This window comes from Enterobacter sp. CCUG 70166 (assembly GCF_020224095.1).
GTDB lineage: Bacteria > Pseudomonadota > Gammaproteobacteria > Enterobacterales > Enterobacteriaceae > Enterobacter > Enterobacter intestinihominis.
On sequence record NZ_NRIQ01000067.1, the window covers coordinates 1 to 17,911 of the forward strand.

General features: G+C 54.6%; 13 protein-coding genes and 1 other RNA gene. 8 read left to right on the plus strand and 6 right to left on the minus strand.

Going from position 1 to position 17,911, the window contains the following annotated elements:
• Positions 1-474: 474 nt before the first annotated feature.
• Positions 475-1,521, minus strand: coding sequence for a 3-deoxy-7-phosphoheptulonate synthase AroH (aroH, locus tag CKK19_RS23365; RefSeq protein WP_063853920.1), 1,047 nt, complete (start codon positions 1,519-1,521; stop codon positions 475-477).
• A gap of 150 nt (positions 1,522-1,671) precedes the next feature.
• Positions 1,672-2,505: a posphoenolpyruvate synthetase regulatory kinase/phosphorylase PpsR gene (gene ppsR, locus CKK19_RS23370; RefSeq protein WP_017384644.1), complete on the minus strand. Its 834-nt coding sequence runs from the start codon at positions 2,503-2,505 to the stop codon at positions 1,672-1,674.
• A gap of 335 nt (positions 2,506-2,840) precedes the next feature.
• Here ppsR and ppsA point away from each other — a divergent pair, with 335 nt between their 5' ends.
• The 4 genes from ppsA (at position 2,841) to CKK19_RS23390 (ending at position 9,798) form a co-directional block, all read left to right on the plus strand.
• Positions 2,841-5,219 carry a phosphoenolpyruvate synthase gene (gene ppsA, locus CKK19_RS23375; protein WP_023305974.1) on the plus strand — a complete coding sequence of 793 codons (2,379 nt, stop codon included), beginning with the start codon at positions 2,841-2,843 and terminating at the stop codon, positions 5,217-5,219.
• A gap of 234 nt (positions 5,220-5,453) precedes the next feature.
• Positions 5,454-6,854 (plus strand): MFS transporter, encoded by a 1,401-nt coding sequence (locus tag CKK19_RS23380; RefSeq protein WP_023299919.1) that lies wholly within the window; start codon positions 5,454-5,456, stop codon positions 6,852-6,854.
• A gap of 3 nt (positions 6,855-6,857) precedes the next feature.
• Positions 6,858-9,233, plus strand: a complete 2,376-nt coding sequence (locus CKK19_RS23385; protein WP_225455232.1) for a glycoside hydrolase family 3 N-terminal domain-containing protein — start codon at positions 6,858-6,860, stop codon at positions 9,231-9,233.
• Positions 9,234-9,591: 358 nt separating this feature from the next.
• Positions 9,592-9,798: a hypothetical protein gene (locus tag CKK19_RS23390; RefSeq protein WP_022647855.1), complete on the plus strand. Its 207-nt coding sequence runs from the start codon at positions 9,592-9,594 to the stop codon at positions 9,796-9,798.
• A 400-nt stretch (positions 9,799-10,198) separates the two neighbouring features.
• Here the strand turns inward: CKK19_RS23390 and rprA are convergent.
• Both rprA and ydiK read right to left on the minus strand, forming a co-directional pair.
• Positions 10,199-10,306, minus strand: an RNA gene (rprA, locus tag CKK19_RS23395) — antisense sRNA RprA.
• A 209-nt stretch (positions 10,307-10,515) separates the two neighbouring features.
• Positions 10,516-11,631, minus strand: coding sequence for an AI-2E family transporter YdiK (ydiK, locus tag CKK19_RS23400; protein ID WP_022647856.1), 1,116 nt, complete (start codon positions 11,629-11,631; stop codon positions 10,516-10,518).
• A gap of 199 nt (positions 11,632-11,830) precedes the next feature.
• Here ydiK and CKK19_RS23405 point away from each other — a divergent pair, with 199 nt between their 5' ends.
• The 3 genes from CKK19_RS23405 (at position 11,831) to CKK19_RS23415 (ending at position 15,574) form a co-directional block, all read left to right on the plus strand.
• Complete coding sequence (locus CKK19_RS23405) at positions 11,831-14,887, plus strand: FAD-binding and (Fe-S)-binding domain-containing protein (protein ID WP_063853918.1); 3,057 nt, start codon at positions 11,831-11,833, stop codon at positions 14,885-14,887.
• On the plus strand, positions 14,884-15,294 hold the full coding sequence (gene menI, locus CKK19_RS23410; protein WP_022647858.1) for a 1,4-dihydroxy-2-naphthoyl-CoA hydrolase: 411 nt from the start codon (positions 14,884-14,886) through the stop codon (positions 15,292-15,294). Before CKK19_RS23405 ends, menI begins: the two co-directional genes overlap by 4 nt.
• A gap of 85 nt (positions 15,295-15,379) precedes the next feature.
• Positions 15,380-15,574: a YdiH family protein gene (locus CKK19_RS23415; protein ID WP_003857766.1), complete on the plus strand. Its 195-nt coding sequence runs from the start codon at positions 15,380-15,382 to the stop codon at positions 15,572-15,574.
• Between the two features lie 46 nt (positions 15,575-15,620).
• On the opposite strand, the gene CKK19_RS23420 is transcribed toward CKK19_RS23415, so the two are convergent.
• Together CKK19_RS23420 and CKK19_RS23425 are read right to left on the minus strand one after the other, a co-directional pair.
• Positions 15,621-16,250, minus strand: coding sequence for a helix-turn-helix domain-containing protein (locus tag CKK19_RS23420; protein WP_045309069.1), 630 nt, complete (start codon positions 16,248-16,250; stop codon positions 15,621-15,623).
• A 77-nt stretch (positions 16,251-16,327) separates the two neighbouring features.
• Positions 16,328-16,987: a winged helix-turn-helix transcriptional regulator gene (locus CKK19_RS23425; RefSeq protein ID WP_022647860.1), complete on the minus strand. Its 660-nt coding sequence runs from the start codon at positions 16,985-16,987 to the stop codon at positions 16,328-16,330.
• A gap of 354 nt (positions 16,988-17,341) precedes the next feature.
• Here CKK19_RS23425 and CKK19_RS23430 point away from each other — a divergent pair, with 354 nt between their 5' ends.
• The gene (locus CKK19_RS23430) at positions 17,342-17,872 is read left to right on the plus strand and encodes a fimbrial protein (RefSeq protein ID WP_022647861.1); all 531 of its coding nucleotides are present in this window, start codon (positions 17,342-17,344) and stop codon (positions 17,870-17,872) included.
• Positions 17,873-17,911 lie beyond the last annotated feature (39 nt).

A 17,911-nucleotide genomic window follows, 5' to 3' on the forward strand; every position in this document is an offset into this window, starting at 1 on the left:
ATGCGAGCACTGAGCAATCCCCTCGCCCCTCCGGGGAGAGGGTTAGGGTGAGGGGAACATACGGCGGTGGTGGTCATTCCGTTCACTTTATGTTCCTTGCTACTCTGTAACGACATGACCGGTGAACGTGCCAGGGTGGCTCAGTCGCCACCACCCTGGCGACCCGGGCTCCCGGCGGTAAATCGCCGCTTCGCGGTGCCCTCGGCTTATTCCTTCCGGCTTATCGGGTACGGGCGGAGGCAACGTCCCTGTAAAGCCGCCCTCTCGGCGCATCCCTGCGCCTCGCCCCGGCCGGAAGGCAAACGCCTCAGCGATTTACAGCCGGACCAGGGCATCGCTGACAGCCCTCAGTCATTTAGAAAGCAACTTTATTGCTTCTGCATAAAAAAATTACTGGGGATCCCTCAGCCCATGGGGAGAGGGAGAAGGGCACGTACCGTAGGCCGGGTAAGCGCAGCGTCACCCGGCAGGATTTTAAAAGCGCGTGTCCACGGCTGAAGCCAGCTTCTCCAGCAGCCGTTCGCTGTCTTCCCAGCTCAGGCACGGGTCGGTAATCGACTGGCCGTACACCATTTGCTGTTCGGCGACGATCTTCTGGGTGCCTTCTTTGATAAAGCTCTCCGCCATAATTCCTGCAATGGCGGTCGAGCCGCTGCGGATCTGCTGGCAGACTTCATCGCAGACGTCCAGCTGGCGGCGGTGCTGTTTCTGGCAGTTGCCGTGGCTGAAATCCACCACCAGATGCTCCGGCAGGTCAAATTCCGCCAGCGTTTCGCAGGCGGCGGCAATATCTTCTGCATGGTAATTCGGTTTTTTACCGCCACGCATAATGATATGTCCGAACGGGTTGCCGCTGGTCTGGTAGATGGTCATCTGGCCGTTTTTATCCGGGGAGAGGAACATATGGCTGGCGCGTGACGCGCGGATGGCATCAACGGCGATGCGGGTATTGCCGTCCGTTCCGTTTTTGAAGCCCACCGGGCAAGAGAGCGCCGACGCCATTTCACGGTGGATCTGGCTTTCGGTGGTACGCGCGCCAATCGCGCCCCAGCTAATGAGGTCGGCAATAAACTGTCCGGTCACCATATCCAGAAATTCGGTAGCGGTCGGCACGCCCAGCTCGTTAACCTGTAACAGCAGCTTGCGCGCCAGCGCAATGCCGTGATTCACCCGGTAACTACCGTTCAGATCGGGATCGGATATCAATCCTTTCCAGCCCACGACGGTACGCGGTTTTTCAAAGTAGGTACGCATCACGATCTCCAGGCGATCCTGATACGTGCCGCGCAGCGTCTGAAGGCGTTGTGCATAATCCATCGCCGCGTCCAGGTCGTGGATGGAGCAGGGGCCAATTACTACCAGAAGACGTTTGTCTTCACCATTGAGAATTTTTTCGATGCGGCGACGGGAGGCCGTCACATGGTCCGCCACCTCGGCGGAAACGGGGTGCAGCCGGGCCAGCTCAGCCGGGGTGACCAGGCTATCAATGCGCGCGGTGCGCAGTTCGTCGGTTTTGTTCATGGAATGTCTCAGAAATTTTTTGCTTCATCGGCAGACTACCGGGAAGTGATGGGCATCACCTTAAACCAATCCCTGCTGATTTCAAGTTCGGGGCACGTCGCCCCGAGGATGGCATGATAATAACTGAAACTGGATTAATGTACTAGCATATTAGTACATGCGGCGATTCAGTCCCATGATATCGAGGATCTTGGTGGCAATTTCTTCTACTGAATAGTTGGTACTGTTCAGCCAGGGGATCTGATTTTTCCGGTACAGCGCTTCGACTTCGGAGACTTCCATTCGGCACTGGCGCATTGAGGCGTAGCGGCTGTTCTCGCGACGTTCTTCGCGGATCGCCGCCAGTCGTTCCGGGTTGATGGTCAGCCCAAACAGCTTATGCTGAAGCGGCTTGAGCGCGGCAGGCAGCACCAGGTTGTCCATATCATCGGCAATAAAGGGGTAGTTAGCGGCGCGAATGCCAAACTGCATTGCCAGGTAAAGGCTGGTGGGGGTTTTACCGCAGCGCGACACGCCTAGCAAAATGACCTGCGCCTGGTCCAGATTGCGCAGCGAGATCCCGTCGTCGTGCGCCAGAGTGTAGTCAATGGCGGCAATACGCGCATCGTATTTGGTCAGGTTGCCGGGGTTCAGCCCGTGGGTACGGTGAGCGATCGGCGTCGGGTCGAGCTTCAGCTCGCTTTGCAAGGGTGCAACCAGCGCCTGCACGATATCCTGACAGAAGCCCTCGCTTTGCAGAATGATGTTGCGGATCTCAGGGATCACAATGGAATAGAACACCAGCGGACGAACACCGGTCTGCTGGTAAATGGCGTCGATCTGGTCCTTGACCGCTTTGGCCCGGCTCTCGTTTTCCACGAACGGCAGCGTGATGCTGTTTATCGACACGGGAAACTGCGACATCACCGCGTGTCCCAGCACCTCGGCGGTAATCGCCGTCCCATCAGAAATATAAAAAACGTGACGATCGACAGCATTATCCATTTTATCCACCCAGAATAGCGTACGTAATTGCCTGAAAGCATAAATTAAAAAAGTTAATTGCACAGTAAAGAACTTATCTGAATTTAAAATGAAATGGTGTTTTTGATTTTCCTGAAAAGTGGATTTCATTTTCTGATTAGCGGCGTTATTTCTATGGTTTTTGCCGGAATCTATAGGAATCATCGGGTTAGCGAGTGCGGGGAAACTGTCCGAAAAGTTGAAAATTTAAATTGCTTACACGATTCACCGTTTTTTTAGCGGAAATAAATATGCCAGTATAAATACGTAGTCAGGTGTTTCTTACTCCGATCAAATATCACAAAAGGATTGTTTCGATGTCCAACAATGGCTCGTCACCGCTGGTGCTTTGGTATAACCAACTCGGCATGAATGATGTAGACAGAGTTGGGGGCAAAAATGCCTCCCTGGGTGAAATGATTACAAATCTGTCCGGTATGGGTGTCTCCGTACCAAACGGGTTTGCCACAACCGCCGATGCGTTTAACCTGTTTTTAGACCAGAGCGGTGTAAACCAGCGCATTTACGACCTGCTGGATAAAACGGATATTGATGATGTCACCGAGCTTGCCAAAGCCGGGGCGCAAATCCGCCAGTGGATTATCGACACACCTTTCCAGCCGGAACTGGAAAAAGCCATCCATGACGCCTACAACCAGCTCTCCGCTGACGACGCGCAGGCCTCCTTTGCCGTGCGCTCTTCCGCTACCGCGGAAGATATGCCGGATGCCTCTTTCGCCGGACAGCAGGAAACCTTCCTCAACGTTCAGGGTTACGAGGCGGTACTGGTGGCGGTGAAGCATGTGTTTGCTTCCCTGTTCAACGACCGCGCCATCTCCTATCGCGTGCATCAGGGCTATGACCACCGCGGCGTCGCGCTCTCCGCAGGCGTACAGCGCATGGTGCGCTCCGACGTAGGCTCTTCCGGCGTGATGTTCTCTATCGACACGGAATCCGGCTTCGACCAGGTGGTGTTTATCACCTCCGCGTGGGGTCTGGGCGAGATGGTGGTGCAGGGGGCGGTGAACCCTGACGAATTCTACGTGCACAAGCCTACGCTGGCGGCTAACCGTCCGGCAGTGGTACGCCGCACCATGGGCTCGAAAAAAATCCGCATGATCTATGCCCCGACGCAAGAGCATGGCAAGCAGGTCACCATTGAAGATGTGCCGCAGGAGCAGCGGGATCGCTTCTCGCTCACCGACGCCGAAGTGGAAGAGCTGGCGAAGCAGGCGGTGCAGATTGAAAAACACTATGGCCGTCCGATGGACATCGAGTGGGCCAAAGACGGACACACCGGCAAGCTGTTTATCGTGCAGGCGCGTCCGGAAACCGTCCGTTCGCGCGGTCAGGTCATGGAGCGCTACACCCTGCACGCGCAGGGCAAAATTGTCGCGGAAGGCCGCGCAATCGGCCACCGCATCGGTGCCGGTCCGGTGAAAGTGATCCACGACATCAGCGAGATGAATCGCATTCAGCCTGGCGACGTGCTGGTGACCGACATGACCGATCCGGACTGGGAGCCGATCATGAAGAAAGCGGCTGCTATCGTCACCAACCGCGGTGGCCGTACCTGCCACGCGGCTATTATCGCCCGTGAGCTGGGGATCCCGGCGGTGGTCGGCTGCGGTGACGCGACCGAACGCATGAAGGACGACCAGAACGTGACGGTCTCCTGTGCCGAAGGCGATACCGGTTACGTATATGCCGATATCCTCGACTTCAGCGTGAAGAGTTCCAGCGTGGATACCATGCCGGACCTGCCGCTGAAAATCATGATGAACGTCGGTAACCCGGATCGCGCGTTTGACTTCGCCTGCCTGCCGAACGAAGGCGTGGGCCTGGCGCGTCTGGAATTCATCATCAACCGCATGATCGGCGTTCACCCGCGCGCGCTGCTGGAGTTTGACGACCAGGACGCGAAGCTGCAAAACGAAATCCGCGAGATGATGAAGGGTTACGACTCGCCGAGAGAGTTCTATGTCGGTCGTCTGACGGAAGGCATCGCCACGCTCGGCGCGGCCTTCTACCCGAAACGCGTGATCGTGCGTCTGTCGGACTTTAAGTCCAACGAATATGCCAACCTGGTGGGCGGCGAACGCTACGAGCCGGAAGAAGAGAACCCGATGCTGGGCTTCCGCGGCGCCGGACGCTACGTGTCGGAAAGCTTCCGCGACTGCTTCGCGCTGGAGTGCGAAGCGGTAAAACGCGTGCGCAACGACATGGGGTTGACCAACGTGGAAATCATGATCCCGTTCGTCCGTACCGTGGATCAGGCGAAAGCGGTGGTGGATGAGCTGGCGCGTCAGGGGCTGAAGCGCGGCGAGAACGGGCTGAAGATCATCATGATGTGTGAAATTCCGTCCAACGCCCTGCTGGCCGAGCAGTTCCTGGAGCACTTCGACGGCTTCTCCATTGGTTCGAATGATATGACGCAGCTGGCGCTCGGCCTGGACCGCGACTCCGGCGTCGTCTCTGAGCTGTTTGATGAGCGTAACGAGGCGGTGAAGGCGCTGCTCTCCATGGCCATCCGTGCGGCGAAGAAACAGGGTAAATATGTCGGGATCTGCGGGCAGGGTCCTTCTGACCATGAAGACTTTGCGGCCTGGCTGATGGATGAGGGGATTGATAGCCTCTCCCTGAACCCGGACACCGTGGTGCAAACCTGGCTGAGCCTGGCAGAGCTGAACAAGTAAAACCTGCATAACCTGAAAAAGGCGAGGATATCTGTCCTCGCCTTTTTTATTTTCCTGCGAATATGCTCACCATCACAAATAAAGCAAAAAACCAAATATCATAATTTATCTGTTAATTTAGACAATTGTTAGTGGGCAGGGCGTTGCTAATACTTGAGCCTTACCGCGTACATCCGTCGGGATGATGCGCGACTGGTTGAAATACGTTTTAACCTGATAAAAAGGCAAATAACAATGACAATCTCCTCTGTATTACGTACCAAAGATAAAATAGGTTATGGCCTCGGTGATATGGCCAGCGCGCTGGTCTGGCAAACGGCAACGTTATTTCTCGCGTATTTCTATACGGACGTATTCGGTTTGCCGGCGGCCATTATGGGCACCATGTTTTTAGTGGTGCGCGTGATCGATGCGTTTGTCGATCCGTGCATTGGCGCGCTGGTGGACCGCACTCAGACCCGCCACGGTCGTTTTCGTCCCTGGCTACTCTGGTTTGCCATTCCGTTTGGCGTGAGCTGCCTGATTACCTTCTACGTACCGGATGCCGGGCAGACGGCGAAAATTGTCTATGCCTGCGTAACCTATGCCATCCTGAGCCTGATCTACTCCGCGATTAACGTTCCATACTGCGCCATGCCCGGCGCGCTGACGCTCGACCCGCGCGAGCGCCACTCGCTGCAATCCTGGCGCTTTGGCCTGTCGTTTATCGGCGGGTTGATTGTAACGGTCATCGCGCTGCCGCTGGTCTCATTATTAGGTCAGGGGAATGTGCAAAAAGGTTATTTCTATGCCATGAGCCTGATGGGGCTGCTGGGTATTGTTTTATTCTTCTGCTGCTTCTTTATGACCCGGGAGCGTTACTCGCCACGCAATGACACCTCCGGCTCGATGCTGACGGATTTAAAACTGCTGGCCGCCAACAACCAGTGGCGAATTGTTTTTCTGTTTAATATTTTACTGTTAACCGCCGTCGTGACGCGTGGCTCTGCGACCATGTATTACGTTAACTATGTTCTGTTACGTCCTGAACTGGTCTTTGCCTTTATTGTTTCCGGCATGGTGGCATCCTTAAGCGGCGCATTATTATCTGAACGCCTGCTGGGGAAATTTGATCGCGTACGTGCCTATCAGTGGACCATTATTTCTTTCGTTATTTTTGGCGCGTTGATTTTCTTCATTCCTCCTTCGCAGGTGTGGCTGATATTCGGTCTGAATATTGTGTTTAGTTTTATTCAGAACCTGACCACGCCGCTGCAATGGACCATGTTCTCCGATGTGGTGGACTACGAAGAACACCGCAGCGGCCGCCGTCTGGACGGGCTGGTCTTTTCTACCGCCCTGTTTGCCATCAAGTTTGGGTTGGCGCTGGGTGGGGCGGTAGTCGGTTGGGTGCTGGGCATGGTGGATTACGCGCCCGGACAGGCAAACCAGGCGCCTCACGTCCTCGCAACCATCAATGCCCTTTTCACCCTGATCCCCTGCGCGCTGTTCCTCTGCATGGTGGCGCTCCTTGCTATCTACAAACTCAACAGCCGACTGGTGGATTCCATTGCCCGTGAGCTGGCCAGCAAGCGAGACATTCGAAACGATGCGGGGCAGCTCAGCCCGGTAACCCAATCCGCACTACAGGAGTAAACCATGACTGTGATCTACAAGGACGCGGGACGTCCCGTACACGAGCGTGTCGCTGATTTACTGGCGCGTATGACGCCGGAAGAGAAATTTGCCCAGATGCACGCGTACTGGCTGATCCTCGATGAACACGGCAACCACCGCGAGCGTAGCGATTTGAGCGATGAGTTCGCCGGCGTGAGCGAACAGGCGTCCCTCAGCGAAAGGCTGAAGCTGGGCGTCGGGCAGATCACCCGTCCGCTCGGCACGCACATTGTTGATGCAAAAACCGGCGTGCGTGCCGCTAACCGCCTGCAACGTATGATGATGGAGGAGACCCGGCTCGGCATTCCGGCGCTGTTTCATGAGGAGTGTCTGGTGGGGCTGCTGTGCAAAGATGCAACCCTGTTCCCGTCGTCGCTGAACTACGGTTCCACCTGGGACCCGGCGCTGGTGCAGCGCGCGGCGGAGCAGATTGGCAACGAGGCCCGGTCTGTCGGGTGCCAGCAGGGGCTGGCCCCGGTGCTGGATGTCTCGCGCGATGTGCGCTGGGGACGGACGGAAGAGACCTTTGGGGAAGATCCGTGGCTGGTAGGGGTGATGGCGACGGCGTACGTGAAGGGGTTGCAGGGCGATAAGCGCGATCTGCTGGCGACCCTGAAACATTACGTGGGGCACTCCTTCAGCGAAGGGGCGCGCAATCATGCGCCGGTCCATCTGGGTTTCAGCGAGCTAAACGATACCTTCCTGCTGCCGTTTGAGATGGCGGTGAAGCTGGCCAACGCCGGTTCGGTGATGCCAGCCTATCATGACATCGATAATCAGCCAGGGCACAGCGACCATTTCCTGCTCACCACCGTGCTGCGTGAACAGTGGGGCTTCGACGGCATTATTGTCGCGGATTACGGCGGCGTAAGCCTGCTGCACCAGCACCACGGGATTTCTCACGATCCCGCAGAATCGGCGGCGCTGGCGTTTAACGCCGGGCTGGACGTGGAATTGCCGAAGGATGACTGCGCGCGTCATCTGGCGGAAGCGGTAGAGCGTGGGCTTATCTCAATGGCGAAAGTGGATGAGATTGTGGCGCGCGTGCTAAGTGAAAAATTCCGTCTCGGGCTGTTTGAAAAACCGTACGCCGACGAAGAAGGTATCGATTTGCAGAATGAGGCGACCCGGCAGGTGGCGCGCGAGGTGGCAACAAAATCGATCACGCTGCTGGAAAATAACGGCATTTTGCCCCTCGGCGGAAAACCCCGTGTAGCGGTAGTGGGGCCGACGGCGGACGATCCGCTGGCGTTGCTGAGCGGCTACAGCTTCCCGGTTCACCTGATCATCAGCGATATGGTTGAAGAGACCTCGCAGGTGACAACCCCGCGCGCGGCGCTGGAACAGTACCTTGGCGCATCACAGGTACGTTACGCCAAAGGGTGCCACATTATCGAAAAACGGATGGCGGGTGCGCCGGTGTTCCCGGGCGACAGCGGCGGTAAACCGATGCAGCAATCGCCGGTTTCACAACGCACGGATTTGATCCCCGAAGCCGTGAGCGCGGCAAAAGAGAGTGACGTGGTGGTGGCCTGCGTGGGCGACCTCGCCGGGCTATTCCAGAGCGGCACCGTGGGGGAAGGATCGGATACCGATTCGCTAAATCTGCCGGGCGTGCAGCAAGAGCTGCTTGAGGAGCTGGTGGCAACCGGCAAGCCGGTAATTGTCGTCATGACGGGCGGGCGTCCTTATAACCTTCAGGGGCTGGAAGAGAAGGTGGCCGCGCTGATGATGGCCTGGGCGCCGGGGCAGGAAGGGGGCTGGGCGATTGCCGATATCTTAACCGGCCGCGCGGAGCCGCAGGGCAGGCTGGTAGTCAGCGTGCCGAAAAACGCCGGGGCGATGCCGTACTACTATAACCACAAGCTGAAAAGCGGCGGCACGCCGTTTGCGTTCCATTTTGGCGCACTTTACCCGTTCGGTTACGGTCTTGGCTGGACGCAGTTTCGCTGGAGTGCGGCGCGTCTCGCTGAAAGCCACGTCCCGGTCGACGGAGAGGTGGTGTTAAGCGTCGATGTCAGCAACATCGGGGAGCGCAGCGGCAGCAAAGTAATACAGGTGTACGTGCGTGACAAAGTCGCGACGCAGGTTCGTCCGCTTCAGGAGCTGAAAGCGTTTCAACGCGTTACGCTTTCACCGGGAGAAAACGCCACCCTGACCTTTACCCTGCCGGTGGAGATGTTTAATTTCACCCGCCGGGACGGGAAGCGGATTGTCGAGCCAGGGGAATTTGAGCTACAGGTTGGCGCGTCCTCGGCGGATATACGCGAGGTGGTGAACGTGCAGGTGACCGGGGAGACGCGGGTGCTGGAGGGGGAATGGCAGATGTTGAGTAGGAGTGAAATTTGTAAAAATTAATATTCAGGACTCGCCTGGCCACAAAGGCGAGTCCTCTTTCAAGCAATTAAAAGAGGAAAATGAACTTACAAAGCACTAATAACTTAAAAAAATAGTTCGCATAAGAATAGTCTTAGCCGCCTTGCTCTGAGCCTGGAACTGATATAGCTACTCCTCACCGTCTGCTGGTTGCAGGACTGCGCCAGATAGCCTGATAGGTTTGATGAGCTATAAAAGATGAAATTTAAATGAAGATACGGACTCTGTCTGATTTAAGTTCCCTGTGCAACGGCTACATGACAACGCAATGCAGGGAAAACGAAGACCTACAGTGCATAGCGTCAGAACTCAGGATTCAATAAGTAACTGGAGAGGTTAAGTGGTTGTAGATATTTCGGTGTTATTCATTATTCTTTTAATGATTGTGTGCGCCCTGATTTATCGCCTTTCTGTCATGGAAGATAAGTTGTTAGCAATGGAGTTAAGACACGCTACGGAAGTCAACGCAGCGCGTAGAGAAGGGTATATAAACTGCATGAATCTTCATGCTCAGGTTGAAAAAAGTATAAAAGATAAAGCTAAATGATGGCGTTTTTAGGAACGCCAGTTTGGCTATTATATCATTTACTGTGCTTGCCTTGACGTTTATCTTTTTTCTTATGGCGGGAGAATAACCCACATAACTATTATTGACAGAAGAAAAAGGTGCAGGCGCTGCTCCTGCAGTGGTCAGCCGCCTTAAACGTGGTGATGCTCATTACAACGTGAACGTGCTCGCGCTGATGAACGGGCAGAGGCTACTAATAATTCAGAGTAAAAGGAACAGCTGGCGGTACGAGAAAGATATTCAGAAGATAGTGAAATGGCATATGCTTATGACGAATGGAACTAAACAGTAAAACTCTTTCATCGCTATTCATTCGTCTGTAATGAACGGTTTTTTCGTTTAAAACACGCCTAAATCCTGCGCGCTCAGCATAAGTTAAATAAAAAAAAGCCCATCGTGGGAGATGGGCAAAGACTACACACAGCAATTCGTTGTTTCACTCAGGGGATTTCCATGCTTATAAATCAAGGTGTTGATTTATAACCGTGTCTTAATAGTAGGCATGCCAACTTTATGAGTCGATCGGATTCGTCTCAATAGTTAAAGGGAGGTAAAGATTTCTTGAAGAGAATGACGGTTTTAGGCATGAAAAGGCGGGTCTGACCAGTGCGCAGAGAATAAATAGTTTAGCAACGTTTAAGTATTCCTGCGAAGAGTGTAGGCCGGGTAAGCGTTAGCGCCACCCGGCAAAGGTTCTTACTGCGCGTTCTTATCTTCCAGCTCTTCAAGTTCGCTTAAGATGAGGTCCGGATCGGTTCCGGGTGGCGGCACTTCATGCACCCAGGCAGAGAAGAGACGCCAGGTTACCGCAAGCAGCACCGGACCGATAAACAGGCCAATCATGCCGAAGGCAATCAACCCCCCGATCACCCCAGACAGGATCAGAATCAGCGGCAGATCAGCGCCCATGCGGATGAGGAGAGGACGAATCACGTTATCCATGGTGCCCACCACGCAACTCCAGACCAGCAGCACCGTGCCCCAGGTCGTGTCCCCCGTCCAGTAAAGCCAGATAATGCAGGGAACCAGCACCAGCAGCGGACCAAGCTGTGCCAGACAGGTCATCAGCATGACAACGGTGAAAATGGTGGCATAAGGTACGCCGGAAACCGCCAGCCCGATACCGCCAAGCACCGCCTGCACCAGCGCTGTGACCACCACGCCGAGCGCCACCGCGCGAACGGCCTGGGCTGCCAGCAGCACGGCCGCATCGCCGCGTTTACCTGCCAGTCGGGTGGCGAAATGGCGTACCCCCAGCGCAACCTGCTCGCCGCGCCAGTACAGCAGGGCGCTGAAGACCAGCATCAACGTACAGTGCATCATGAAGCGACCAATATGTGCAGCCTGCCCGACAAACCAGGTGGTGGTTGTGCCGATGTACGGGCGCACTTTGGCCATCAGGGCGCTACCGCCCATCTCCAGCAGGCTGTGCCAGCCGCTGTATAGTTTTGCGCCCACAACAGGAATGCTGTTCAGCCACGCGAGATCCGGCAGCGTCATGTCACCGCTGGTGACCGCGCGAATAACCGGGCCGCTGCTGTCAACCAGGCTGTTAACCAGCAGCGCAATGGGAATAATAAACAGCAGGAACAGCAGCAGCGTCATCACCAGCACGGCAAGGCCGCGGCGACCAAACAGCAGTTTCTGCAAACGTAAGAGTAAAGGCCAGGTTGCGACCACGACGGTCGCGGCCCAGGCAAATCCGAGCACGAAAGGACGAACAATCCACAGACACGCAATAATCATAATGGCTAAGAACAGCACCGACAGCAGTATCTGTGCGACATCCCTGGGCTGACGAAGATTGACCATAAACGAAACTTTCCTTAAATGAACACCAGCAAGGCTGATGGGAATATAAACCGCATCTCTCTAATCATTAGTGATTTCAGCGATTTTTGACAGGCGGATTTTGCCCGTAATTCTACGAAGCACATAAGAAAAAAATGTGATAAAACTTTCCAGACACAACGCAAACGATTTCACACTATTCTCATTAGGGTCGACAGCAATGATCCCACAGATTTCTCAGGCACCGGGCGTCGTTCAACTGGTGCTTAATTTTTTGCAGGCACTGGAGCAACAGGGTTTTACAGGTGATACCGCCACCGATTATGCCGACAGGCTGACGATGGCAACCGATAACAGTATTTACCAGCTTCTTCCCGATGCCGTCGTTTTCCCGCGCTCTACCGCCGATGTGGCCCTCATCGCCCGTCTGGCGTCGCAGGAGCGTTTCAGCTCCCTGGTCTTTACCCCGCGCGGCGGCGGGACGGGCACCAATGGGCAGGCGCTGAACCAGGGCATCATCGTTGATATGTCCCGCTATATGAATCGCATCATTGAGATCAACCCGGAAGAGGGGTGGGTGCGTGTGGAAGCGGGGGTAATCAAAGATCAGCTGAATCAGTTTTTAAAACCGTATGGCTATTTTTTTGCGCCCGAGCTTTCCACCAGTAACCGCGCAACCCTTGGCGGGATGATCAACACCGATGCCTCAGGGCAGGGCTCGCTGGTCTACGGCAAAACCTCCGATCACGTCATGGGTGTGCGGGCGGTGCTGCTGGGGGGCGATATTCTCGATACCCAGCCGTTGCCGGTCGAACTGGCTGAAACGCTGGCAAAAGAGAGCACCACCAGCGGACGGATTTATCGCACCGTGCTGGAGCGCTGCCGCGAAAATCGCGAACTGATCCTCGACAAATTCCCGAAGCTCAATCGCTTCCTGACGGGCTACGATCTGCGCCATGTCTTTAATGACGATCTGAGCCAGTTCGATCTTACCCGCGTACTGACCGGGTCAGAAGGTACGCTGGCCTTTATCACCGAAGCGCGTCTGGATATCACCCCGCTGCCGAAGGTGCGCCGTCTGGTGAACGTCAAATACAACTCCTTTGACTCCGCGCTGCGTAATGCCCCGTTTATGGTGGAGGCGCGGGCGCTGTCGGTGGAAACCGTTGATTCAAAAGTACTGAACCTGGCCCGGGAAGATATTGTCTGGCATTCGGTGAGCGAACTGATTACCGACGTGCCGGATAAAGAGATGCTCGGTCTGAACATCGTCGAGTTCGCCGGCGATGACGCAGAGCTGATTGAGAGCCAGGTGAGCACGCTCTGTCAGCGTCTGGATGAGCTGATTGCACAGGGGGAAGGCGGCGTCATTGGCTGGCAGCTGTGTAACGACCTCTCCGGCATCGAGCGAATCTACGCGATGCGTAAAAAGGCGGTGGGGCTGCTCGGTAACGCGAAAGGGGCGGCGAAGCCGATTCCGTTTGCGGAAGATACCTGCGTGCCGCCGGAGCATCTGGCGGATTATATTGTGGAGTTTCGTGCGCTGCTCGACAGCCATGGTCTGAGCTATGGCATGTTCGGGCACGTTGACGCGGGTGTGCTACACGTGCGCCCGGCGCTGGACATGTGTGATCCGCAGCAGGAGATCCTGATGAAGGAGATCTCCGACGAAGTCGTGGCCCTTACGGCCAAATATGGCGGTTTGTTATGGGGAGAGCATGGCAAAGGATTCCGCGCCGAGTACAGCCCGGCGTTTTTTGGCGAACAACTCTACGCCGAGCTGCGTAAGGTGAAAGCCGCTTTTGATCCTGATAACCGTCTTAACCCGGGTAAAATCTGCCCGCCAGAGGGCGTTGATGCGCCGATGTTGCAGGTAGACGCCGTCAAGCGCGGCACCTATGACCGACAAATTCCGATTGCGGTTCGCGCTTCCTGGCGCGGCGCGATGGAGTGCAACGGCAACGGGCTGTGCTTCAACTTCGATGTGAAAAGCCCGATGTGTCCGTCGATGAAAATCACCAGCAACCGCATCCACTCCCCAAAAGGACGTGCGACGCTGGTGCGCGAATGGCTGCGCCTGCTGGCTGACCGCGGCATTGACCCGCTGAAGATGGAACAGGAGCTGCCGGAAAAACGCGCCAGCCTGCGCGGGCTCATCGAACGGACCCGCAACAGCTGGCATGCGAATAAAGGCGAATACGATTTCTCGCATGAGGTGAAAGAGGCGATGTCCGGCTGCCTGGCGTGCAAGGCGTGTTCAACCCAGTGCCCGATTAAAATTGACGTGCCGGAATTCCGTTCCCGCTTCCTCCAGCTGTACCACACGCGTTATCTGCGCCCGATGCGCGATCATCTGGTGGCAACGGTGGAGAGTTACGCGCCGCTAATGGCTCGTGCGCCAAAAACCTTTAACTTCTTTATCAATCAGCCGCTGGTGCGCAAACTGTCTGAAAAACATATCGGCATGGTGGATCTGCCGCTGCTGTCGGTGCCATCGCTCCAGCGTCGGCTGGTGGGGCACCGCTCGGCGAACATGACCCTGGAACAACTGGAAGCATTAAGCCCTGAGCAGAAAGCGAAGGTGGTGCTGGTGGTGCAGGATCCGTTTACCAGCTATTACGATGCACAGGTGGTGGCTGATTTTGTCCGTCTGGCAGAGAAAATTGGCTACCAGCCGGTGGTACTGCCGTTCTCGCCGAACGGCAAGGCGCAGCACATTAAAGGTTTCCTGACCCGCTTCGCGAAAACCGCGCAGAAAACTTCAGATTTCCTGAATCGCGTGGCGCAGCTCGATATGCCAATGGTGGGCGTCGATCCGGCGCTGGTGCTCTGTTACCGGGATGAATATAAGCAGACGCTCGGCGATAAGCGCGGTGATTTTCAGGTCTTACTGGTGCATGAGTGGCTGCCTGCGGTGCTGAAGCAAACGGCCCCTCAGGAGGTCAGCGGAGAATCCTGGTACCTGTTTGGGCACTGCACTGAAGTGACCGCGCTGCCGACGGCGCCTGCCCAGTGGGCTTCTATCTTCGCCCGCTTTGGCGCGAAGCTGGAAAGCGTCAGCGTGGGCTGCTGCGGTATGGCCGGAACCTACGGTCATGAAGTCAAAAACCACGCTAACTCGCTCGGCATTTACGAGCTGTCGTGGCACCAGGCAATGCAGCGCCTGCCGCGTAACCGCTGTCTGGCGACGGGCTACTCCTGCCGCAGCCAGGTGAAACGGGTGGAAGGTAACGGCGTTCGCCATCCCTTGCAGGCTTTACTGGAGATTATCGGATGATCTGGAAACGTGCGGTCACTCTGCAGGCCTTAAATGCCATGGGTGCGGAAAACATGGTCGGTTTGCTGGATATCCAGTTTACGCGCATTGGCGATACCGAACTTGAAGCGACGATGCCAGTAGACAGTCGTACTCATCAACCGTTTGGCCTGCTGCACGGCGGCGCGTCCGTCGTGCTGGCCGAAACGCTGGGGTCGGTCGCAGGTTACCTGTGTACGGAAGGGGAGCAGAAGGTGGTCGGGCTGGAGGTCAATGCCAACCACATCCGCTCCGTTCGCAGCGGGCGCGTGCGCGGTGTTTGCCGCGCACTGCACGCCGGAAGTCGTCATCAGGTGTGGCAGATTGATATTCTGGACGAGCAGGATCGCCTGTGTTGTTCATCCAGACTGACGACGGCCGTTGTGTAAAGTTTCCGAATGTCTTGCTTTTGGTCAAAAATTAGCCGTCTGATTGTGATATACTGGTCACGTTTTGAACATAAGCGAGGACATCATGGATACTGAAATAACCCCAACACAGCTGGCAATTGAATATTTACGTCGCGATAAAAGCAATCTGTCTCCGGCGCAGTACCTGAAAAAGCTGAAACAGCTTGAGCTGGAATTTACGGATTTGCTGGCGCTCTCTTCAAACGAGCTGAAAGAAGAGATCTACTTTGCCTGGCGGTTGGGCGTTCACGTCCATTGAGCAGTGAAGAAAAGGCCGCCCGCGCGGCCTTTTTTGTGTCTGAAACTCAGTATTTGGCAGGCAGTTTGTTAATTTTAATGAGCCGGCCTTCTTCCATTTCGATGAACCCGCCCGTTTTCAGGTCAGCCAGTATCCGCATTACGCCGCTGCGGGAAAGCCGGGTTTTATCCCGGATGTACCTTTCCGCCGTCACGCTGCGTCGGTAGTTGTCATCTTCCTGCATCAGCATCATGAGCTGCTGACGAATCATCTCGTAAGCCGTTGGCGCACCTTTCGGCATGACGTTGTGATAAAGGCGGTTATAGACAAACATCAGATGATTAGAAAGCAGCCCCCATAACGCCTTCTCTTTGATAACTTCTGCCACCCGATCGGTTGCTAGCACGCCGATCAGGCATGGCGTCACCGTTTTGAGATAATCGTTAAAATATATGTCCGTCAGATTAGCGAGACCAAACAGGGCGGGACTGCGCGCGGTGGTAAGCATCATGTCGTCGCTTCTTCTGTATACCGCGATTGTGCCCTCGAGAATTAAATAACACATACTCTGCCCGTTAACCTGGAGATCAAGTTGCTCACCGGGATCGGTTTTATACGTGGCGCAGTGCGGCTGTAAGTGGGAAATCAGTTCCTGGGCATAGGGAGAGCCGCGATGCGATGGTTTGTCAGAAGACATAGCGTTAACCTGGAAAGAGACTGTACTTTCTATAGTGTCGCTCTTATTTTCCACCTTCTCCAGAGATAAAAACAGCCTCAGTACTTGCGGGGTAAGTGATGGATCTCGATTAGCACGCCGCGCTCCATAGTGATGTATTTCCCCGTCCGCAACTCCGCCAGGATCCGCATAATGCCGCTGCGTGAAAGATAGGTGCGGCTTTTGATATAGGCTGCGGCGGTAATGCTTTGTCTTATGGCTTCCGGCTCCTGCATCAGTTCTACCAGCTGAAAGCGGATAATGTCGTAAGCCGACATCTGCGATATCTGGGCACAATGTTCGTAAACGCGCGATGCGGTATAGATCAGCAGGTTCGAGAAGGACTCCCATAAATTCTGTTGTGCGACTACGTGATTAAAACGCTCCAGCGTAACGCTAGCCACCTCTGAAGTTTCCAGCGCTCTGACGTAGAGGTGCTCAGAAGAAAACTGGCTGCTCACGCCGAGTATAAAAGGTGCGGATTCGGAATTTAAGACGATACCGTCACCTCGACGATGCAATGCCACGCTGCCATGTAACAGTAAAAAGCACTGGCGGATATCACCGGAATAATAATGGATGACTTCACCTTTAGCCATGATGCATCTTTCGGTATGCGGCAAAACATTATCGATTATTTTTTCAATGTGCTTAAGAGGCTTAGCGCCAAGCACTGTTGTTATTTCATTGCCTGAAACGGGCGCAATACGGGTGTTCATAAGAGGCCTCAGACACTGATGCGATCATTTTTTGATCGACATAAAGAATTATCTTAAAAAACAGTTAGTCAGGGAATATTTTCGTCGAGTCTAATTATAGACTTGCCTATTAATGAGTGTTAATTAGTTGAATTTGAAACATTTTTGACTTAGGTCTAAAAGTAGACCGGGGACTTTATTGTTAAGATATTTCCAAAGTAATTTGTTTTGTTTTTGTTAAAAGAGAGTCTACAGCTAGACCCTAAAATCGATTGTGCGTAGAAAAAGAGTTGTATAAATTTTGATTCGTCGAAAGGGGTTTTGTTTCTGCAACTGAATATCGGTAATAAATAAAGTAATACAGGAAAGAGAATTATGAATAAAAAATTGATGATGGCAATGTTAGCGGCAGGTTCTGTACTCACCATGACCAATGCATTTGCAGCAGCAGGTACCGTTAATTTTAACGGAAATATTCTGGATTCTGCCTGCGACGTAGATGTGGCATCTCAGAACCAGGTGGTGGTATTGGGCGATTATTATAAAACGGAATTCCCGACGGCGGGAGCCAGAACGGCTGCGACGCAGTTTAATATTATTTTGAAAAACTGTCCTGTGACGGTCACTAATGCAAAAGTCCGTTTTGACGGTACGCCGGATTTAACCAACGCCAGCCTGCTGGCGATTGATACGTCCGTGGCGGGGGCGGCCACAGGGGTAGCGATTAACCTGATGACTGCAGATAAAGCCGATCTGCCGCTGTACGGCAGCAACAGCTATACCTACGCGCTCAGCAGTACGGCTGATAATACACTGAACTTCTACGCGCAGTATATCTCCACCGCAGCGTCCGTGACCGCGGGCCCGGCTAACTCGGTCGCGAACTTCTCAGTGGTTTACAACTAAGTCATTGGCAGTAATTAGCAGGGGGCTTCCCGGCCCCTT